20 protein-coding genes are annotated in these 20072 nt (G+C 40.7%); 10 read left to right on the forward strand and 10 right to left on the reverse strand.

The window, feature by feature from the left end:
* Nucleotides 1-7: 7 nt before the first annotated feature.
* Complete coding sequence (locus RI557_RS03825) at nt 8-781, reverse strand: energy transducer TonB (protein ID WP_310682230.1); 774 nt, start codon at nt 779-781, stop codon at nt 8-10.
* Nucleotides 778-2961: a WG repeat-containing protein gene (locus RI557_RS03830; protein ID WP_310682232.1), complete on the reverse strand. Its 2184-nt coding sequence runs from the start codon at nt 2959-2961 to the stop codon at nt 778-780. The genes RI557_RS03825 and RI557_RS03830 overlap by 4 nt, the downstream gene beginning before the upstream one ends.
* 94 nt (nt 2962-3055) lie before the next feature.
* On the opposite strand from RI557_RS03830, the gene RI557_RS03835 reads away from it, so the two are divergent.
* Nucleotides 3056-3451, forward strand: a complete 396-nt coding sequence (locus RI557_RS03835) for a hypothetical protein (protein ID WP_310668295.1) — start codon at nt 3056-3058, stop codon at nt 3449-3451.
* Nucleotides 3452-3647: 196 nt separating this feature from the next.
* Here RI557_RS03835 and RI557_RS03840 read toward each other — a convergent pair whose 3' ends face one another.
* Both RI557_RS03840 and RI557_RS03845 read right to left on the reverse strand, forming a co-directional pair.
* Entirely contained in the window at nt 3648-4601 is a 954-nt protein-coding gene (locus tag RI557_RS03840) for a Brp/Blh family beta-carotene 15,15'-dioxygenase (protein WP_310682234.1), read from the reverse strand.
* Nucleotides 4591-5322, reverse strand: coding sequence for a bacteriorhodopsin-like (locus RI557_RS03845; protein ID WP_310668293.1), 732 nt, complete (start codon nt 5320-5322; stop codon nt 4591-4593). The genes RI557_RS03840 and RI557_RS03845 overlap by 11 nt, the downstream gene beginning before the upstream one ends.
* A 313-nt stretch (nt 5323-5635) precedes the next feature.
* Here RI557_RS03845 and RI557_RS03850 point away from each other — a divergent pair, with 313 nt between their 5' ends.
* From RI557_RS03850 to RI557_RS03860, 3 genes are all read left to right on the forward strand, one after another.
* Entirely contained in the window at nt 5636-6307 is a 672-nt protein-coding gene (locus tag RI557_RS03850; RefSeq protein WP_310668292.1) for a YceI family protein, read from the forward strand.
* Between the two features lie 100 nt (nt 6308-6407).
* Nucleotides 6408-7199 carry a tryptophan-rich sensory protein gene (locus RI557_RS03855; RefSeq protein WP_310682236.1) on the forward strand — a complete coding sequence of 264 codons (792 nt, stop codon included), beginning with the start codon at nt 6408-6410 and terminating at the stop codon, nt 7197-7199.
* Nucleotides 7200-7276: 77 nt separating this feature from the next.
* Nucleotides 7277-8317: a hypothetical protein gene (locus RI557_RS03860; RefSeq protein ID WP_310668290.1), complete on the forward strand. Its 1041-nt coding sequence runs from the start codon at nt 7277-7279 to the stop codon at nt 8315-8317.
* On the opposite strand, the gene mazG is transcribed toward RI557_RS03860, so the two are convergent.
* Nucleotides 8318-9091 (reverse strand): nucleoside triphosphate pyrophosphohydrolase, encoded by a 774-nt coding sequence (gene mazG, locus RI557_RS03865; protein ID WP_310668289.1) that lies wholly within the window; start codon nt 9089-9091, stop codon nt 8318-8320. It lies immediately after the preceding gene.
* Nucleotides 9092-9232: 141 nt separating this feature from the next.
* On the opposite strand from mazG, the gene RI557_RS03870 reads away from it, so the two are divergent.
* On the forward strand, nt 9233-9442 hold the full coding sequence (locus RI557_RS03870) for a membrane or secreted protein (RefSeq protein WP_310668288.1): 210 nt from the start codon (nt 9233-9235) through the stop codon (nt 9440-9442).
* Here RI557_RS03870 and RI557_RS03875 read toward each other — a convergent pair.
* Nucleotides 9439-10533 carry an FAD:protein FMN transferase gene (locus tag RI557_RS03875; protein WP_310682238.1) on the reverse strand — a complete coding sequence of 365 codons (1095 nt, stop codon included), beginning with the start codon at nt 10531-10533 and terminating at the stop codon, nt 9439-9441. The two genes, RI557_RS03870 and RI557_RS03875, sit on opposite strands and share 4 nt — an antisense overlap.
* 106 nt (nt 10534-10639) lie before the next feature.
* Here RI557_RS03875 and RI557_RS03880 point away from each other — a divergent pair, with 106 nt between their 5' ends.
* Complete coding sequence (locus tag RI557_RS03880) at nt 10640-11560, forward strand: tryptophan 2,3-dioxygenase family protein (protein WP_310668286.1); 921 nt, start codon at nt 10640-10642, stop codon at nt 11558-11560.
* Nucleotides 11560-12117 carry a 5-formyltetrahydrofolate cyclo-ligase gene (locus RI557_RS03885; protein WP_310668285.1) on the forward strand — a complete coding sequence of 186 codons (558 nt, stop codon included), beginning with the start codon at nt 11560-11562 and terminating at the stop codon, nt 12115-12117. Before RI557_RS03880 ends, RI557_RS03885 begins: the two co-directional genes overlap by 1 nt.
* Nucleotides 12118-12171: 54 nt before the next feature.
* Here RI557_RS03885 and RI557_RS03890 read toward each other — a convergent pair whose 3' ends face one another.
* Complete coding sequence (locus RI557_RS03890) at nt 12172-13056, reverse strand: ChaN family lipoprotein (RefSeq protein ID WP_310682240.1); 885 nt, start codon at nt 13054-13056, stop codon at nt 12172-12174.
* Nucleotides 13057-13116: 60 nt separating this feature from the next.
* On the opposite strand from RI557_RS03890, the gene RI557_RS03895 reads away from it, so the two are divergent.
* A complete protein-coding gene (locus tag RI557_RS03895) occupies nt 13117-13824 on the forward strand; it encodes a uridine-cytidine kinase (protein WP_310668283.1) in 708 nt (235 codons plus the stop codon).
* Here RI557_RS03895 and RI557_RS03900 read toward each other — a convergent pair.
* Nucleotides 13821-14408, reverse strand: coding sequence for a DUF4294 domain-containing protein (locus tag RI557_RS03900; protein WP_310668282.1), 588 nt, complete (start codon nt 14406-14408; stop codon nt 13821-13823). The two genes, RI557_RS03895 and RI557_RS03900, sit on opposite strands and share 4 nt — an antisense overlap.
* A 79-nt stretch (nt 14409-14487) precedes the next feature.
* Nucleotides 14488-14976, reverse strand: coding sequence for a YkgJ family cysteine cluster protein (locus RI557_RS03905; RefSeq protein ID WP_310668281.1), 489 nt, complete (start codon nt 14974-14976; stop codon nt 14488-14490).
* 20 nt (nt 14977-14996) lie between these two features.
* On the opposite strand from RI557_RS03905, the gene RI557_RS03910 reads away from it, so the two are divergent.
* Nucleotides 14997-15590, forward strand: a complete 594-nt coding sequence (locus RI557_RS03910) for a pseudouridine synthase (RefSeq protein ID WP_310682242.1) — start codon at nt 14997-14999, stop codon at nt 15588-15590.
* Between the two features lie 21 nt (nt 15591-15611).
* Nucleotides 15612-16361, forward strand: a complete 750-nt coding sequence (locus RI557_RS03915; protein WP_310682244.1) for a TerC family protein — start codon at nt 15612-15614, stop codon at nt 16359-16361.
* 61 nt (nt 16362-16422) lie between these two features.
* Here RI557_RS03915 and RI557_RS03920 read toward each other — a convergent pair whose 3' ends face one another.
* Nucleotides 16423-19911 (reverse strand): T9SS type A sorting domain-containing protein, encoded by a 3489-nt coding sequence (locus RI557_RS03920; protein WP_310682246.1) that lies wholly within the window; start codon nt 19909-19911, stop codon nt 16423-16425.
* Between the last annotated feature and the right edge of the window lie 161 nt (nt 19912-20072).

Here is a 20072-nt window from a genome sequence, read left to right on the forward strand (position 1 = left end):
TCTGAAACTATTGAGAAACGAAGCGAAATGTAATGCTCCCCTTTTGAGCCTCAGGAGCTTGTTGTGAATTATTGAATTGGGTGTTGTAAGCAGCCTGTATAGCCTGTTTTTGCAAACAGCCGTCTTGAGATTTTGAAGACTGCTTATCAATTTTTGCTGCGAGCACTTTCCCCGATCGGTTGACTACTATGTTCACTGTAACTTCTCCTCCAAACTCGCACATGTAAACCGGAACATCCATATATGTATCGTAACGGTTTTCGAGCTTGTAAGAAATATTCGTATTTCCCTTGACAGCACCTTCTGATACGGCTTCCTTTTCTGTTACTTCTTCTAATTGAGGTTGTTTTTTGCTGTTGATCAATGCCTCAGCATCTTCTTTTGTGTATCCATAACCGGCATCTCGTTGCTCTTGTATGACTTCCTGTTCAAGTTTTTTGAGTCTTTCGTTGATCTCTTTCTCTACATCACTTTTAGACTCATTTGAAACATTCTCTTCAATTTTATTGTAATCGGCTTTGTCAAGCATCTTGGGAGCGCTCTTATTTACGGCTTTGTTCGATGATGGATCTGACTGTTCAGTCTCTGTCAGTTCTTGCTCCTCAGGTTTTTGTTCCTGTTCTACTACTTCAGGTTCTGAAAATTGCATGGTAATCGTGGTGTCTTTTGTTTCGGCATCTTTTAGAGTCGCGATGTCGAATATCACAAATGCCAAAATGTGCACTAAAGCAGTAAGTGCTATAGCTGTACGGTGTTTTACTATGTAATTTTTAAAACTCATTTTTCCTGGTCAGATCCGGCCGGCATGGAGTTATCAATCATCAACTCTGAAAACCCTTCCTGAGCATAGATAAACCTGTTTCGCTGCATGTCAAAAATGGCCAAATAACTTTCAATTCTAACGATAAAATAGCGTTCATCAATTGCCTGCACATCGTGGAATATCTCCGGAAGGAGGAAATCCGCATTTTTATCTAAAAGTCCGTAATTCCCTTTACGTTTTGAAATGTATCCGTGTTTAACAGGAGTTAGTTCTTCAAAATTAGCAGGGAGCACATACTCTCCTTCTCTATCGATAACGCCAACACTATCGCTCACTTCAATACGGGCAAGTGAATCGATGAAAGGCCATGCATAATCAAAACGGTAGCGAATTTCGAGGTCCACATTCATATTGGCAAAGCCCCATTTCCCATACTTTTTAACGGGGACCAACGGTGGAGTAAACGTGCCAATTTCCTCAAATATTGCGGGAAATACGCGTTTACCTGTTGTGTCGATCACTCCGAATTTCATATTGTGACGGTATTTTGCATAACCGTTTTCGAACTGACCGTAATTGATAACAATTGGCGAGTACTCGTATTCGCTTTTTATTGCGACTTGCCCTCTTGAGTTGATGTAGTAATACTTTCCTCCTTTTGCTACAATTGAACGATCATTGGAAAAGGAACCGATGAAGTCGTACTCAAATGGCAGGAGCGTATCACCTGATGCTTTTAGCAACCCGAACTTGTTGTTGAGTTTGGCTCTGACCGTGCTGTCTTTAAAAAGACTCACCTGATCAAACACCGGCTTGAACAAAAGCTGACCTGCTGTATCAATTACAGACCATCCCGAATCGACTTTTACGCGAGCCAACCCGCTCTCAAAATCATAAGCCGATGAAAATTTTGGTTCAATAGCAACTTCCCCATTTTTGTTGAAATAGCCATAGAGGTCATTTTCACTTTTAAAGAAAATGCGTCCGTGAAGCATTTCACCCAAATCACTGTAGCTGGGCAGCAGCATCATTTCACCATAATAGTTAATCATGCCCAGTTTTCCGTTTTTCTCGACAGTTGCCACATGATTTTGAAAGGCGAATCCATCCTCATATCGCGGCTCAATATACCACTCACCAAGAAGATCAATGTAACCGAGTTTATCACCGTTTCCGGCAAGCGCCTTGCCTTCGTGAAACTGATCTACTTTATGAAATTTTGGTTCTATCGCCCAGTTCCCTAAAGTATCGATGAAGCCCCATTTGCCGTTTTTTATCATCGGGATGAGGCGCTTACGGCTCTGATCGATATAAGCATTGAGCTTTTTCTTTTTTGGATAATTATCAAACCTCTCCCTGAAATCTATCAGCTCTTCAGTTGCAAAAGTTTTCACTGATCGATAGAAAATATTCTCCCAGGCCTCGTCAACATAAGGGTTGTCCTGATTTTCAAGGATGAAGTTAATAAACGAACTCAGCGAACCGTCACGAGTTGAGAGCTGATAAACCTTTCGTTGGGCCTGTGGCAGAAAAGGACTATCGGGATAGTCTTTCACGAAAACCTGATAATCATCGAGCGTACCGTCCTGTGTTTTGGTCTCAAAGAAACGTATTTCGTATTTCTCCTTGGCTTTTTGGAACTGCGGTGCATTTGGATAACAGTCCATGAAATGCCTGTAAGCTGTGTAAGTATTCGTGTCCAGCGCATTTTGAAAAGCGTATTGATTGCGCAGCGAAATTGCTCTGTCGAGCTGATTGTACCAGTGATGCTTGGCGATAAAGTTGTTGTATAGTTGAACATCAGTTGTATCGGTCAGATCCACAAAGTAATAGTGTGATACAGCCTGCTTAACTGAGTCGATAGTAGATCGGTTGATGTTAACTTCTGCCAAATCCTCTATGTCCTTTTCTTCGAGTTTTGGATAAAGCGTATCAGCAATCCGAATGAATTTATAAGCGCTGTCTTTGTTCAGCAAAGGAGTGTTGGGCATCGCATACATGTAAGCGAGTCCGTAAGAGCCGCCAACACAATCACGCTTCAATGCTTTGCGAAATAGCTTTTCAGCATCGTGAAAGTTATACACTTTCAACTCTTCAAACCCTCTTTCTAACTTTCCCGCATGCACTGGATTATAGAAGATTGTTAAAAGAGTGAAAAAAGTGAAGTAATAGCCTATTTTCAAAAAGCTATTTGCCATAAATTCCTTAAATTTTAGCCAAAAATAACATTAGCAACACAAAGAAGACTACAGGTCATAAACATTACTTAAAAACTCATTTATTATATTGCATATGGAACAACAGAAAGGAATTTGGATCGATCATCGCAAGGCGTTGATTGTCGATCTCAACGGAACGGAAAAACTAAGAACAATATACTCAGAACTCGATGACGACAGCACGAGAATTGACAGTCCATCAAAATTTGGCGATCAGGCAATTCGACATGAGAAAAAGCTACAGGCTAAGAAGGAAAAGGTTCTTAAGAGTTTTTATAATGACATACTGGAAAGTATTGAAAACAAAGATGATCTCTATGTTTTTGGTCCGGCCAGTGCGAAAAAAGAATTGAAAAAAGCAATTGAGGACTCTTCAAAGAAGCCTTCAACTATCAAACTTGAAACTGCAGATAGTATGACTGATAATCAAGTTGTTGCGAGAGTTGGTGAGTATTTTAGAAAAAAATAAACTTAATAATGTGTTTAAGAAGACCAGGAAATACGATTTCTTAACTCAAATATTCAACGATTAGAGGTTGATTTTAACAGTTTGTGTTTTTGTGACCAACCACAAAAGTTTTTGTTGCTAAGTTGATCATCACAAGCATAAAATTGATTAATCGTATTTTATTGCTTGTTTAGAGCACATATTTTAGATTAAATAGCTAGGCCTTTTCATAAAAACGATTCATCACAAATAAATGCGGTACGGTGATAGCTGATATTACGATAAGGAATATGTAACTAAAACTGTAAGGTAATTGAACTACCTTTCCAAGTATGAAGATAAAAAGCAATCCTAAGATTGAGATAATGGTGAAAGGCAGTACATATTTTAAATATTTACTGAGAGTCACATGACTTTCATTTTTCTGAAGAAACGAATATTGATGCTTCATCGATCTAAGAGAGTGTAATATGCAAAAGAAAAGCATAAAATCAACTAGAAACGGTAATGTGTAAAAAAAGTAACCAGAAAGTATTAAAATGATCAATTCTCTCAAAAATGAGATGTTTTTAACACTTCTCTTGTACTTATTGTAAGTGAAGAGCGATAAAAATATTAGGGAACTAACAACTACTAAGTAAGTTGAATCAAAAGCATTAAAAGCGTTTGTAATTAATCTAAACTCTGGATAAGTATTAGAGACTCTGTAAATATCATCAAGGTTAAAATGAATCAAAAAAGAGATCATCACTACTCCCCATGAGAGAAATAGTGTATTTGACAAAAAATTGTTTTTATCAGTTATGTAAAATAATTGACACTGGCCAAAATGGAATGCAGAATAAAGAAGAAATGTAAAAAAAGAAAAAACTGGCGCAACGAGCCAGACCATCACAGTAAAAAAAGCGACTAATATGTACAGAGCAATAAAAAGGGATTCTCTTTTTTCTTTTTGTTTCCAAAAAAGTTTATTATCGATAGCTCCATGAGGAATGCCTAAACATATTATAAAAAACAGAGAAAGTCGCTGAAGGATGTCAACTTCAATTTCTATAAAAAACATTAAAAAGACCGCTAAAGAAGAAATTGTTAGAAAAAGAACCTCTTCCCAGGAAAAAAATAAGGCCCCTTTGGATCCAAAGAGGCCTTTGTTTAAATTTTTACTTTTCACTAGTAACAGCAATGTTGTAAACAACAAGGCCAAAACCTATCTTGTTTATAGCGTCAGCAATATTGTAAAATAAATCAACATTTTCAGAACTCCATCCAAAGGCTGTATTCAACCAACCACCAGGCATGCACATATAACCTATTGGGTAAATAGCCCAACCTACAAGTACAAACCAGGCTAGTGTTCTAACACCTCTAACAACGGTTGCGTTTCCTGACTTTTTAGCTAAATTGGCCACTTCACCAAACCATGCTGTATAAAGTATGTATGCATAGCCAACAGTTGAAAGAACTCCCCACAGCACTGAGTGTGTTGTATCACCACCTGGAGGGTTGAAAGCCTCACCTATATAACCGGCAACAAGCATCCAAACTGATGCAATTATTAACTTCCACAGCAAGCCCAATTTAGCTCCGGCAGATTTAGTCAATAAATAAAACTCAACACACATCAATGGGACAGTCAGTGTCCAATCAATGTAACGTAACGAAGTTGGGTTTTCACCCGTAGCTAAATAGTAATCTTTCATGTAATAATAGTGTACTGCTGCTATGAAAGTGATAAGAGCAGACACTAATAATGAAAGTTTCCATTTGCCATCAACTCTCCCTCTTTCTACGAAGAAGAAAATTGATGCTGCTAACATGGCCATGTAGCCAACGAAAAAAGTAAACCCAACTGGGTCATCTTTTGGAATTGTTAAGACGTCTAGTAAAAACATAGAAATTAAATTTAATTATTAATTGTTAATCAAACACATAAGAATTTGAATGGTTTAAATTTTGTTAAAAAAATGCAATTTCGTTATTTATTTACTTTATATTTTTAAAAAGAGGCCTATTTTTTATAATGTATGGTTGTTTTTCTTGAATTGCCTAATCTTATAATTTTTGCAAACTGGACATAAATAGATGTTTAGGTAACTTAAAATCCTTCCATTTATCGGAATTACTGTGTTTAATCAGAAACAATTTTGTAATTTTGATGTGCATACTTTTAATAAATTTATAATTGCGCTAACAAAAATCAATTTTATGAAAAAGAACACATTTTTAGCACTATTCGTTGCAGGATCTGCATTATTAACAGCTTGTGGCGGAGGTGGCTCTGCTGAAAAAGGCGGAGAAAAAGAGAAAAAAGCTGAGAAGAAAGAAAAGACTGAAATGAAAGATGAAAAGTCGGCCAAAGAAATGACAATGATGGTTGACACTTCTCAAAGTAAAGCAATGTGGGCTGGTACGCTCGTAGGTGTTTACACCCACACTGGAAACGTAATGTTAGAAAAGGGAATGCTCACTGCTAAGGGTGACAAAATCACAGGTGGCGAATTCGTTATTGACATGAATTCAATGGTTGCAACTGATGACAACTACAACCCTGAAGAGGACAAAACTCCCGAGAAATTAATCGGTCACTTACAAGCTGACGATTTCTTTGCTGTGAAAAATCACCCAACTGCTTCTTTCAAAATCAAATCGTATGATGAGGCATCTAATACAATCACCGGTGACCTTACAGTAAGAGGTAAAACTCAGGAAGAAAAAATTACTGATGTAAAGTTCAATGCTGAAGAAGGAACTGCTAAAGGTAAATTAGTATTTGATCGTCATGAGTACGATGTTGCTTACACAATGAGCATGAAAGACATGACAATCAATGATGAAATTGAAGTTATGGTTGACCTAAAACTCAATCCTAAGTCTTAATTCATCACATCTAACTTATCAAAGCCGACTCAGTTTTGGGTCGGCTTTTTTGTTGGATTTAATTCCATAACTTTAGTGTCAAATAAAACTAAAAAGACTCTTGAAACGGATAACCCAACTATTAGCAATCGTCACATTCATCGGTACGCTTTATGTCAACTACCTCTCAAATACTGGTGATATCAACAACGAAACAATGGCTTCCGTATCCAGGCAGTATTTCAATCTTTTTACTCCGGCCGGTTATGCCTTCTCTATTTGGGGATTAATTTACCTCGCCCAGGCCACTTTCCTCGTGAAAATGTGTGCTGACATTTTCAAACAGAATGAAGAAAATATACTTCCGCAGTTATTTGGTTTCTACTTCATCGCTATTAACTTACTCAATACGATTTGGGTTTTTATGTGGCTCAACCACCACATTGGGCTATCTGTAATCGTGATGTTCCTGATGCTCATTTGCTTACTGGCAATATTGTTCATTGAACAAATGAATACGTCTCAAGCATCACTTAAACGATATTTCCTTGTGCGATGGCCTTTCAGTCTCTACCTCGGCTGGATCATTGCTGCGTCAATCGCAAATACCTCAGCTTACCTGATCAAAATCGGGTACAGCGGTGCACCGTTATCTTCACCAACATGGACGTACGTTATGATTGCTGTGGCTCTGATCGTATACTTGTTCTTGCTTTGGAAAAGAAATACTGATGTGCTCGCTATGGTTGGGATCTGGGCAATCGTGGCGATTGGAGTTGCCCGCTACCAACAGGTTGATGCAATTTTGTGGTTTGCCTTTACGTGCGCTTTCATTTTGCTCGTCAACATAGCTGTGCATCGTTACAAGCTCAATAAAAACAATGCTTCGGTGAGTAGCGGATCTGACCATTAGTTTATTCACGGTCAGAACCTGAAACCGCTCAATCCCGTTCAGTTAGCTAACTTTGCATTCAAACGTTATTTTGACGCATGGAAATATCCAGGAAAAAACCATTTTTCGCAATAAGAGAACCGCTCACCTCCTACCTCGACCAATATAGCAGACATCTGGAACTGCCTGTAAAATATGACGAGCTGGCTCAGTACAGAGAGAGTTTTCCGCTATTTGATAAGCACGACAACAACACGCTTTGGGATTGCCTTATTTACGATGAGTCGTTTTACGATGAGTTGCATGAAAACTTGTTGATGACGTACTCGCTCCTCAAAACTGATGGAGATAAAGAGATCACCAATCACCTGCGTGTTGAGCGAATCGACTTTTGTCATTTTGGTAACTCGAAGCCTTTCAGGGTAAAAATCGTGAATTTGCTCAATGACAACTACGATTACATGTACGTCAAAAAAGCTGACTCATCACGCGTTTACGGTCTGGAGCTGGAACACCTGCTCTCTCCCAATTTCATCTCTTACCTGGTTCATGAAGATACGCTTGTTGAAGAACACATAGCTGGAATTCCGGGTGATGAGTTTTTAAAAACTGAACTGGAACGCCCAAACTTCAACCGTGTGCGTTTTGTGAAAGAGTTTATCAAGTTCAACGAACGTTGCTTCATCAGGTTACTGGGTGACATGAGATCGTACAACTACGTTATTGACATCACTCCCGATTTTGAAGATGAACAGTATAGAATTCGCGCAATCGACTTTGACCAACAGAGTTATGAAGGCAATAAAAGTGTATATCTCCCGCAGTATTTCAAAGAAAACAACCCGATCATTGAAATGGGGATGGACTTCGTTTCGGTTGCCACAACCCGCCAGTATCAATTTGAGGAACGTACGCTTATAGCCAGGCGTCTCAAACTGGAATATGACCGTGTTGATGAGTTGATCGAGTGTATGAGAGAAGATACTATTTCAGTTCCTGAAAAGGTTGAACAATTGAAGCAAGATCTCAACCAGATGTCTGACACGACAGTTTTTAATGAGTGTACCAATATGGGCGACATCCTCAAGGTTCAGCTGCGATTCATGCTCTCAGGACACGTAGCGAAGTTGAATTTTTAATTACTTCTTCTTCGCCTCCTGCCAAATTGCATCCATTTCTTCGAGTGACATCTCTTTCAGACTCTGGTTATGACTATTGGTTTTTTCCTCGAGATATTGAAAGCGCTTGATGAATTTTCGGTTTGTTTTCTCAAGTGCATCTTCAGGATTTACGCCAATGAATCGGGCATAGTTGATGAGTGAGAACATCAAGTCACCAAACTCCTCCTCCATGCGTTCTTTATTTCCGTTTTTCTCTTCTTCACGGAATTCCTGAATCTCTTCCTGCACTTTATCCCAAACCTGATCTTTATTGTCCCAGTCAAACCCAACTCCTTTAACTTTTTCCTGTATTCGGCTCGCTTTTACAACAGCCGGCAATGATTTGGGCACTCCCTGCAAAACAGATTTTTTGCCCTCTTTGAGTTTTAATTCTTCCCAGTTCGCTTTAACCTCTTCCTCCGTTTTAGCCTCTACATCACCGTAAATATGCGGATGCCTGTGGACGAGTTTGTCACAAATAGCATTCAACACATCAGCCACATCGAACTCATTCTTTTCACTGGCGATTTTCGAATAAAAAACCATGTGCAGCATAATGTCGCCAATCTCACCCTTGAGCTCGTCATAATCCTTGCTCAAAATAGCATCACTCAGCTCGTATGTCTCCTCAATTGTGAGGTAGCGCAAGCTGTCGAGCGTTTGTTTTCTATCCCACGGACAACCTTCTCTCAAGTCATCCATAATGTTCAATAGCCTCTCAAATGCTTCTTTCTTTTCCTCGATTGTCGCCATAAATATTGTGTTCTATAATGCCGTTCAAAGGTACTTGGAATCAATCAATTTTTGGTCAGATCGCGAGTTCAATCAAAAATTTCAACAAATCCCGAACGTAAATTATTAGTTATCGTACTTTTGTGATGTAAAAGAAAGATTATGGATTGGACAGTTATTTTAGTTGCTATTGGAATGCTCGCACTTGCATTTGCCGGAATTGCCATTAAGATTCTCGTGAAAAAAGACGGTGAATTTGCCGGTACTTGCGCAGGTAACAACCCTATGCTCAACGATGAAGGCGTTACATGCAGTATGTGTGGAGCTGAGCCAAATCAACAATGCCAAAGTGACGACAAAAAAGAAGCTTAAATTTCTTCTGTCATCTTTTTCATTCCTTCGCTCATCCAGGTTTTAAATTCTCCTGCCTCATCGTAAATGAGGTAAACTTCCATTTTTAGATCAGGGTTACTCTGTAGAAACTCTTTCGTTTTATCAGTTCCCATCACCATGAATGCCGTTGCATAAGCATCTGCTAAAGTGCAATCATCCATCACAACAGTCGTACTCAAAAGATTGTGCGTAACAGGCTTCCCTGTTTTGGGATCAATCGTATGCGAAAAACGCTCTCCATCCTGTTCGTAGAATTTACGGTAAGATCCTGATGTCGCAACCGATTGATTTTTTAAAGTCAACACAGCTTGTAATTGACGTTCCTTATCAGGTGAAACCGGTTTATCCACACCTATCTTCCAGTATGTTCCATCTTTCTTTTTTCCCTTCGTTTTGATTTCACCACCCAGCTCGATCATGTATGAATCGATGTTTTGATCGTTGAATAAGCTCGCGAGTTTTTCAACTGAGTAGCCCTGAGCTATTCCGTTAAAATCGAGCTGCATATCAGCGTTGTTACGGTAAAATAATCTCACCGGCCCGGCATTGCTGGTTGAATCGAGTTTAGTAAGTCTAACACTTTGAAAATCATAAGCGACAAGAGGCAACAAAGCATTGACAGATTCATCCGTTACGTTTCCTCTTTTTTCCAGGCCAAATCCCCACAAATTCACGAGCGGACCAATAGTTGGATCAAAAGCACCATCAGTTTTTACGTAAACCTGGCGAGCCATTTTGAAATTATCAGTCACGTAATTAAACGTGTCGTGCACGACTACTTCATTCGTATCTTTGGTGTTCATGGCTGTTATAACAGACCCATCATTCCAGCCGGAAAGCGAAAAATCAATCTGCTCCAAAAGTGAATCAACATCGCTTTTAAGCACTTTTTCGGCTGTATTACCGTAGTACGAAATATGATAAGTTGTACCCTGAGCCTCGCCTGCAATAGATTTTTGGTCAGAGCCATCAGTTTGTTCCGTAGCCGTATCTTTGGTCTGGTTCTGACCGTTGTTCGAATTACAGGAAATAAGAAAAGCCAATGCTATGGTTGCGTAAATGAATCTCATATTTTGAATTTGTTGCAAAGATGCTAACTGCAACGGAAACGAACCTGAAGAAAATCATTTTTTAACTCGCAAAATCTGCTTTAGTTTGCTTCAAAACGATAAAATCATGGATGAAGAAATTCTAAAAAGAATTCAAAATAAATACAAAGCACAGGATGAAAACCCTGAAATGTATTTGCACGGACTACTCCATCAGAAACCTGTAAATTACTGGGAGTATGTTGAGGTAGATACACTTTTAACGCTTCAAAAAACACGCACTAACTTCCATGACGAAACAGTTTTCATCGTCTATCACCAAATTACTGAGCTCGTTTTAAAGTTGATGATTCACGAACTCAAGGTATTGACAAAACAAAGAGGGTTAACAATTGAGGAAATGGCTGAAAAAGTCTATCGCCTCAATCGCTACACCTCTATGTTGATCAACTCTTTTGGCGTATTGACCAAAGGGATGGATTACGAAGCTTATAACCAGTTTAGGCTAAGTTTAGCTCCTGCCAGCGGATTCCAGTCTGCACAATTCAGGTTAATCGAGCTCTACTGCACTAAAATGGAAAACCTCATTCACGACAGCCGTAAAGAGGAAGTTCCTAAAGATGCAACTACTGACGACCTCTTTGATTACGTTTACTGGCAGGAAGCCGGACTCGATCACAAAACCGGGAAAAAGTCGCTCACTCTGCGCGAATTTGAGGAAAAGTACCTAGATGAATTCAAAGCGCTTGCTCGTGATATGAAGGATAAGAATTTGCAAGTGAGGGTTGAACAAATGAAGGACGAAGGCAAGGATGTGGAACCGCTCAGGAACGCACTTCGCACATTTGACCGGGCTTATAACATTGAATGGCCAATCGTTCACCTACAAACAGCTAATAGTTATTTAGCCAGAAAAGGTGAAGCGAAACAGGCAACCGGTTCAAGCGACTGGCAAAAGTATCTTCACCCTGCTTTTCAACGCAGAAAGTTCTTCCCTAATGTGTGGTCGAAAACTGAGTTGGATAACTGGGCTAAAGATTTCTTATAGTGGAAAAGAAGACGCTCCGGAAAAAGATTTTAGCCGAGCGGGATGCTCAATCAAAAGCTCAACGAGCTGAGAAAGACAAACTCATTTGGCAGCGGCTTTTCAATACTGAAGAGTACCAAAAGGCTAAAACCATTTTCACTTTTATCAGCTTTAAAAGTGAAGTCTTCACCCACTCAGCAATTGAAAAGATGTTGAATGACGGAAAAAAGGTTTGTGTTCCCGTTATTCCACAAAAAAAAGGCCCCATGGAAGCTCGCTATATAGAGAAATTCTCAGATTTAAAAATCGGTCTCTACAATATCCTTGAGCCGCCATCCTCTGCAGGAAAGGCAAGTGAAAAGGACATTGATTTCATCATTACTCCAGGAGCAGTTTTCACGAGAAAAGGAAAGAGAATAGGATATGGAGGCGGTTATTACGACCGCTTCCTTTCTAATTTCAATGGTGATATTATCGCCATTTGTTACGACTTACAAATCGTTGATGACTTCGGTATTGATGCATGGGATGTGAAAATTCCCAAGATCATTACTGAAAAAGAGCTTATCGAGTGTTAAGCTCTAAATTTCAGAACAAGTATAACGCAGATATTGGACAGTAAAGACAGGCAGCTAATGTGTCTTCGTCATATCCTCATCCACAACAAGAATATAATCTGCCCGATTCTCAAATTCACTTTTCCACTCTGCATCTTTCCCCACAACCGTTGACATCACACCAACTTTCAACTTTGGCGCGTACTCATTCAGGTACCAGTAAATTCCGCCTTTGTTTGCGCTGTGGTAATCGCCCTGGTAGTGGATGAACTGTGCTTTTTTGTCTTTTTCGGTCAGAGCCTGAGCTATGCGATGTGCCATAGTCGCGTCTTTACTGGCCTGGGCTTTCACCATGTTTAGCATTCTGTCACCTCCACCGTGGCCATGAGCTCCGCCCATCATACTCATCATTTCGCTGTACCCGGGAGCTGCTGTATCAAACGGAATTGGAAATTCCGGTAAAAGTGATTTTTGATGATCGTTTAAGCTTTTTATTCCTTCAAATCCGGTTCTAACGATCATTGATGCGTATCTTCTGGGAATATTTGTCGCGATGAAAGGCAACTTGTTTTCATTGGCGAACTCTACTAGAGGTTTATAATCTGTCTCGTAGTTGGGCCAAACCTTTGCTTCTTTTTGAAAATCCTTGTGACGGATAACTCCGCTCAGGTATTCATCCATCACGACCTGGTCATCAGCTTCAAACATTTCGGCTCCAAGGACGAGGTTTTGGTTCTGACCGTGAATTGCTTTCGTTATTTCAAGCTGCATCCAGTGAGCAATGGGATCGTTGTGTTGTTCGCCTATCAGGATGACATCCTTTTTGCTGAAAGATTTTATTAAATCGTTGAAGGTTACTTCTTTTCCTTTTGAATTGTAAATCTTATAAGCTGCTAAATCCTGACCTACTAAACTAATACTCAATAAAATGGAAACTAATAGAAGTGTTATACCTTTCATAATTGTAAGTTCTGTTGAAAATTTGGGTTACAAAGATGAAGGAAATTTGCGAGAAAGGAATTGACAAAAAAATTCGATTACTACTTTTGCCGCATGAATTACGAGCCGTACATCATTGGCATTGCCGGAGGAAGTGCATCCGGAAAGACCTCATTTTTAAAGGACCTCAAGCGCAATATGCCAAAGGGCTCAGTGTGCATCATTTCGCAGGACAACTACTACAAGCCGATTGAAGAACAAAAGATCGATGAAAACGGACAGGTCAATTTCGACTTGCCCGACAGCATCAACCGCATTCAATTTTACCGCGATTTGATCAGCATCAGGAAAGGTGAAGAAATCACGATTAAAGAGTACACGTTTAACAATAGGAAGAAAACTCCCGGCTTGATCAGGGTTCAGCCTGCTCCAATTATCATCATGGAGGGGTTGTTCATTTTCCACTATGAGGAAATTAGAAAAGCATTGGATTTACGTGTATTTATTGATGCCCGTGATCACGTAAAGCTGGAAAGAAGGATCAAGCGCGATATTGAAGAAAGAGGTTATCCTGAACAAGATGTGCGCTACCAGTGGAACAACCACGTAATGCCTTCTTACAAAAAGTATCTGGAGCCTTACCGTGATGACAGCCACATCATCATCACAAATAACAGTCATTACAGAAAAGGTTTAGAAGTACTGGTCAATCACATGAAGATTCACTTACCGGAACATTTCAGTAATCGCTTTATCAAGGCGAAAATTCCGGCACCTAAAGAGAACTAAATATACCCAGCCTCAATTTGCTGAACGATAAACTCGATTTCCCTGTCAGCTCCGTTAGGATCGTAGTTTGTTTTGAGGTTGTGACCGAATAACCTGGCAAAGCTCTGCCAAAAAAATGCGGTGAATTGACCTCTCAGATCTTCGACCAACTCGTAAGAAGTATCGCCCGTTTCCCTATCAATGAGTTTGATTAAAATGCGCCCCTCACTCATCGTTAATTTTTTGAGATCTGCACCGTATTCCTGTTTTAACTCTTCCTCAATTTGTTTGTAGAATTTTTTCTTTTGTCGCTCAGTTTGAACGGTATCCAAAATTGAGGCGTATTCTCGCAGTTTTTTCCCGGCAAGCTTAGCATAAGGATAAACTTTTACCACTTTCTTCTTCAGCTTCTCGTATTTTTTCTGCTGTCTCCTACTCTTCCATGTTCTCTTTTCCCAAACATAAGTGGGCTTGAGCACGATGAGTGGAATGGTATCGCCATTGTGCACAGCAGATCGCGTTACCACCTCCCGGCTCGACTGGCTCTGACCGAAACCTGCCAAAACCAACGTCAATAACAACGATATGACGAGCAATTTGCGCATAACTTAAACTGTTCCAATAAACGTACCAACAGGGTTAAAATTACACAATTCCAAGTAATTAAATCAACATTAACATCCTTTATCTTTCACTCAACCGCTCCATAATTCGGTAAACAGCCGGGCAAATTCGTGTGTTTTTCACGGTCAGATCCATGATTTGCTGCATGTTTTTGCGATTAGTGTGTGGATATTCCCTGCAAGCTCTCGGGCGAACCTCATAGATGCTGCAATAATTGTCGTCACCCAAAAAGGCACAAGGTGATTGCTGAAGAACAAAATCACCATCTTCATCTTCACGGAGGTATTTTTCAACGAAATCTCCCGGTTTTAATCCCAGGTGTTTTGAAATACGCTGTATGTCACGTTCGATAAAAATCGGACTGGTTGTTTTGCAACAATTAGCGCAATCCAGGCAATCAATGTTTTCAAACGCCTCTTCATGCAACTCCTGAAAAGTATAATCCAGCTCGCGTGGCGGAGTTTTTTTCAACCTTTGTGCAACCTTTTTGAAAACTTTCTTTTTCGATGCTGCAAGGTCTTTTAATTTCGAAGGCTCAACCATTTCCATAATGCAAAATTGCAGCATAAATGGCTAAACCGAAAAAATACTACGTTCTTTATAAGCCAGCAGGCTATCTTTCCCAATTCTCACCTGAACACGGAAAGAAATGCCTCAGCGATTTAGTTGATGTGCCAAAAGATGTTTACCCGGTTGGCAGGCTCGATGAAATGAGTGAGGGTATGTTGTTGCTTACAAACGACAAAAATGTCAATCAGCAATTGCTCGACCCAACAAACAATCACGAGCGGACTTACCTCGTGCAGGTTGAAGGTCAGCTCAACAAAAAAGCCATTAAGCAACTCAAAGAAGGTGTTGAGATCACTCTGCCTGATGGCCAGTACACAACCAAACCAGCAAAGGCTCAAAAAACCGGAAACCCCAAACTCCCCGATCGTGAGCCTCCCGTTTCATTTGACAAGAGTAAAGGTGTTACGTGGCTCAAGTTGGTTCTGACCGAAGGAAAAAACCGCCAGGTAAGAAGAATGACAGCAGCAGTTGGTTTTCCAACTGTGAGGTTGGTCAGAACCGGAATTGAAAACCTGGACCTGGGTCCGCTGAATCCCGGAGAATTGCAAAAGCTCGACAGACCTACCTTTTACGATAAACTTAATCTGCATTAATTTGCACTAAAAATAAACCACATGTTCAACTTTGAATGGCTCTCAACTCCAGATGGCTGGATCGCACTTCTAACACTCACTTTTTTAGAAATCGTTTTGGGAATTGACAACATCATTTTCATTTCCATCCTCACCAATAAACTCCCTGAAAAGATTCGCCCTAAAGCTCGCACAGCCGGAATCGGATTAGCATTGCTTTTCAGGATCATCATGCTTCTCGGAATCACCTGGATCATCGGCTTCACTGAACCGCTTTTTGCCATTTTTAGTTATGAAGTGACTGGCCGCGACTTGATCCTCATGCTTGGCGGACTCTTCCTCCTTACGAAAAGTACAAGAGAAATCTATCACAAAACAGAGGTAGTAGAATCAGTTGAAGAAGATGCCAAACAAACAGCAGCTAAAAACATGATTGGAATTATCGTGCAAATTGGCCTGCTCGACATCGTTTTTAGTTTCGACTCAATATTAACCGCAATTGGTATGACTGAAGAAATTTCCATTATGATTCTCGCAGTTGTTATCTCGCTTGTGGTAATGCTCATTTTTGCCGGTAAAATCTCTTCAATCATTGAAAAGCACCCTTCATTGCAAATGCTCGCGTTGAGCTTTTTAATCCTGATTGGGTTTGTATTGATAACTGAAGGATTACCGGGTGACTTGAGCGTTCACATGCCCAAAGGCTACATCTATTTTGCGGTTGGCTTTTCTTTGGCTGTTGAGTTGCTCAACATCAGGATGCAAAAAGCCAGGAAAAAGGCAAAAGGTTAGACTTCCCCAAATAAAAAAACCAGCCCTTTAGAGCTGGTTTTTTGTTGTTGAGTTGTTTGTTTTAGTGTTTCACGATCCTGTACACTTTGATCATTTCACCTTGCTTGTCTGTCAGCTTGATGAAGTAAAGTGCGTTGGCATAGTTGTTCATATCAATTCGGTTCTGACCGTTCATGATTCGACCTCTCTGTAATTCACGACCTGTTTGATCGAGAACGCTGTAGAGCATGTTTTCTTCCATTCCGCTAACCTGCAGATTTACGTTTCCGCGTGTCGGGTTGGGATAGAGTTTCACTTCTGCTGTGAAAGTGCGCTCTTCAGAACCTGTCAAAATAGTCACTTCAACTGTATCAGTAGCTGCACAGCTATTGCTATCAGTTACTGACACCCAAATCGTGGTGTCCATCTCAACCTGCACAGAGATGTTTTCTGTCATCTCTCCTGTGCTCCAAACGTTTGTGGCATTCGGATAACCGGTCGAAAAGCTTACAATATGTTGCGGTCCAACCGCTGTATCAGCTCCCAGATCTACCATTGGAAGTGGATTCACTGTTACGTCAGTTGCACAGGTTGCTGTGTTTCCACTCGGATCAGCTGCTTCAAATGTCAACTGGTAACTTCCTACTGAGAGCGAATCTCCTGTAAAAATAGACCCTGTGTTTGTTACGGTGCTCGCGCAGTTATCTGTGCTTGTTGCATCGGTAAACTGGATTTCTCCTTCGCAGATTTCAATATCAGCCGGACAAGTAATTACCGGAGCAATCGTATCCAATACAGTTACTGTTGCAGTATTTGAAGAAGAATTTCCACTTTCATCTACTACGTTCAGAACCACATTGTGAGAACCTGTATCGGCACAACTAAAGGTTGTCATATCCAAACTCATCGTGTCGATCGAGCAGTTGTCGCTGCTTCCGTTGTCGAAATCGGTTGTTGTGATCGATGCTGATCCGCTGTTGTCGAGGTAAACGGTTACGTTTTGCGTTGCCACAACCGGACTCGTAGTGTCTTCTACTGTTACCGTTGCGGTTGTTGAGCTAGTGTTTCCACTTACATCAGTTGCTGTCAGCGTTACCGTGTTTGAACCTGTATCTGCACAAGTGAAGTTTGTTACATCAAGTGACAAGTTATCGATTGAACAGTTATCTGTACTTCCATTATCGATGTCTGTTGTCGTAATTGATGCTGATCCGCTGTTGTCGAGGTAAACAATGATGTTTTGGGTTGCCACAACCGGATCGACATCATCTCCTACTTCGAGTGATACTGAATCTACAATTGTACATCCATTGTCATCAGTAACCGTCAACACATAGGTTCCGACCGATAGATTACTTATTGATGCTGTCGTAGCCGCATTGTTCCATTGATAATTGTAAGGTGCTGTTCCGCCAGTGACAACTGATGTGATTTCACCGTCAAATACACCCGGACAAGAAACTGAATCATTCACACTCACTGTCAGACCCAGTGCTGTCGGTTCTGAAATTGTTGATGAAGATGTTGCAGTACAACCGTTATCATCTGTGATGGTAACAGTGTAAGTTCCAGCTGCTACACCTGTAATCGAAGCTGTAGTTGCTGCGTTGCTCCACAGGTAATTGTAAGGTGCAGTCCCACCAGTAGCTGAAGCTGTCGCTCCTGCATCGCTAGCTCCGTTACATGATACATTGCTATCTGCTACTGAGCTCGCTACTAATGAGGCTGGTTCAGTCAGTGTTATTGATGCTGAATCGAAACAACCATTGTCATCGGTAATCGTTACGCTGTAAGTTCCAGTTGCTACTCCTGTGATTGAGGCTGTTGTTGCTGCATTGCTCCAGGAGTAAGTATAGGGCATTGTGCCACCTGTGGCTGAAGCTGTCGCTCCTGCATCGCCAGATCCGTTACATGATACATTGCTATCTGCTACTGAGCTCGCTACCAATGAGGCTGGCTCTGTCAATGTTATTGATGCTGTATCAAAGCAGCCATTGTTATCGGTAATCGTTACGCTGTAAGTTCCAGCTGCTACACCTGTAATCGAAGCTGTAGTTGCTGCGTTGCTCCACAGGTAATTGTAAGGTGCAGTTCCACCAGTCGCTGAAGCTGTTGCTCCTGCATCGCCAGCTCCGTTACATGATACATTACTATCTGCTACTGAGCTCGCTACTAATGAGGCTGGCTCTGTCAATGTTATTGATGCTGTATCAAAGCAGCCATTGTTATCGGTAACCGTTACGCTGTAAGTTCCGGCTGTTACTCCTGTGATTGAGGCTGTTGATGCTGCGTTGCTCCAGGAGTAAGTGTATGGCATTGTGCCGCCTGTTGCTGAGGCTGTCGCTCCTGCATCGCTAGCTCCGTTACATGAAGTGTTGCTATCTGCTACTGAACTCGCTACTAATGAGGCTGGCTCTGTAAGAGTATAGCTTTGGTTTGTTGTATGATTATTATTATCAGTTACGGTAACCGAATAATTTCCGGCACTTAGACCACTTATTGTTTGAGATGATGATGAAAAACTACCTGGCCCGCTCCATGAATAAGTATATGGAGTATCGCCTCCAATTGGAGTAGCTTCTAAAATACCATCAGATGATCCAAAACAGGAAATAGAAGATGTTTCATTGATAGAGACACTATATAAGAGTGTAAATACTACACTACCATGACCAGAGTTAGCGCCTGCAATATTGTTTTGATTAATTCCAGCGTTAAAGGAGCCACCTCCTCCACCAGATCCCCAATCTAAACTACCACATGCTGCTCCTCCTCCGGAATAACCTCCACCACCTCCGCCAGAACCTCCTATCCAAGTGCTAACGTGACCAGCACCTCCACCACCGCCAAATCCTCCATCTCCCCCACCTGTATCTCCCAGACCCCCTAAGGAGTTATTAATGAAAGAGTTACCTCCAAACCCTTCTCCATCCCCACCATGAGTGAAGAAGCCACCTCCACCACCTGCAGAATATAATCCAGAGGCGAAATTCCCTCCATTGCCATTTGAGCCTCCAGTTCCTTGAGAGCAGCCTCCACCAACAGCGTCTGTACCTGTTTGACTAGTTACTCCATCAACTCCATTTAAATGAGTAGTATTTGAACAACAATTACCAGGTGCACCTCCACCTCCACCAGCAACAATTAAAACCGATGCGCTTGTGTTATATGGAGGTTTTATCACATAAGTTCCACCTCCACCACCACTTGAAGTCCCTGATGGCTTTTGACCTACAACAACCTTAAGTACTGTTCCCTGTGTTAGAAAAACTTCTCCTTCTATACTCGCTCCTTTGCCAGGAGATAGAGTGCCAGAGCCACCATCACCGCCTTCAGCACCTTTAGCAAGAATTCTATATGTTCCTGATGCAGGGACAAGCCACTCCTGTATTCCCTGAGTATTTACGGTTACATTATTATCAAGATTAGTACCTGAATATGCAATATTGACTTGAGATTGAGTGGGGCCCTGATTACCAGAAGAGTTAGCATTGGTAAAGGTCCAGGTTTGTTGCGAAAAAAAGGTAAGATTAAATACTACGAACGCTAAAAGTGATAATAGTTTTTTCATATGTTTTAAAGGTATAGGTTTAAAAATTTTATCAAAAATAATAAAAATAACAAAAACAACTTATGTGATAACACCCCCAATCATGAAATCGTAAACAAACACTAAATGTGAGAATTAATGATAAAAAAAACACAAATAAATTTTATTTAATTGATTATCAC

The organism is Salibacter sp. (assembly GCF_031581065.1).
Lineage (GTDB): Bacteria > Bacteroidota > Bacteroidia > Flavobacteriales_G > Salibacteraceae > Salibacter.

Bases quoted from the DNA above. Each gene is read 5' to 3' on its own strand.
- RI557_RS03825 (WP_310682230.1), bottom strand. From the start codon at position 781: ATGAGTTTTAAAAATTACATAGTAAAACACCGTACAGCTATAGCACTT.
- RI557_RS03830 (WP_310682232.1), bottom strand. From the start codon at position 2,961: ATGGCAAATAGCTTTTTGAAAATAGGCTATTACTTCACTTTTTTCACT.
- RI557_RS03835 (WP_310668295.1), top strand. From the start codon at position 3,056: ATGGAACAACAGAAAGGAATTTGGATCGATCATCGCAAGGCGTTGATT.
- RI557_RS03845 (WP_310668293.1), bottom strand. From the start codon at position 5,322: ATGTTTTTACTAGACGTCTTAACAATTCCAAAAGATGACCCAGTTGGG.
- RI557_RS03850 (WP_310668292.1), top strand. From the start codon at position 5,636: ATGAAAAAGAACACATTTTTAGCACTATTCGTTGCAGGATCTGCATTA.
- RI557_RS03860 (WP_310668290.1), top strand. From the start codon at position 7,277: ATGGAAATATCCAGGAAAAAACCATTTTTCGCAATAAGAGAACCGCTC.
- mazG (WP_310668289.1), bottom strand. From the start codon at position 9,091: ATGGCGACAATCGAGGAAAAGAAAGAAGCATTTGAGAGGCTATTGAAC.
- RI557_RS03870 (WP_310668288.1), top strand. From the start codon at position 9,233: ATGGATTGGACAGTTATTTTAGTTGCTATTGGAATGCTCGCACTTGCA.
- RI557_RS03875 (WP_310682238.1), bottom strand. From the start codon at position 10,533: ATGAGATTCATTTACGCAACCATAGCATTGGCTTTTCTTATTTCCTGT.
- RI557_RS03880 (WP_310668286.1), top strand. From the start codon at position 10,640: ATGGATGAAGAAATTCTAAAAAGAATTCAAAATAAATACAAAGCACAG.
- RI557_RS03890 (WP_310682240.1), bottom strand. From the start codon at position 13,056: ATGAAAGGTATAACACTTCTATTAGTTTCCATTTTATTGAGTATTAGT.
- RI557_RS03900 (WP_310668282.1), bottom strand. From the start codon at position 14,408: ATGCGCAAATTGCTCGTCATATCGTTGTTATTGACGTTGGTTTTGGCA.
- RI557_RS03905 (WP_310668281.1), bottom strand. From the start codon at position 14,976: ATGGAAATGGTTGAGCCTTCGAAATTAAAAGACCTTGCAGCATCGAAA.
- RI557_RS03910 (WP_310682242.1), top strand. From the start codon at position 14,997: ATGGCTAAACCGAAAAAATACTACGTTCTTTATAAGCCAGCAGGCTAT.
- RI557_RS03915 (WP_310682244.1), top strand. From the start codon at position 15,612: ATGTTCAACTTTGAATGGCTCTCAACTCCAGATGGCTGGATCGCACTT.
- RI557_RS03920 (WP_310682246.1), bottom strand. From the start codon at position 19,911: ATGAAAAAACTATTATCACTTTTAGCGTTCGTAGTATTTAATCTTACC.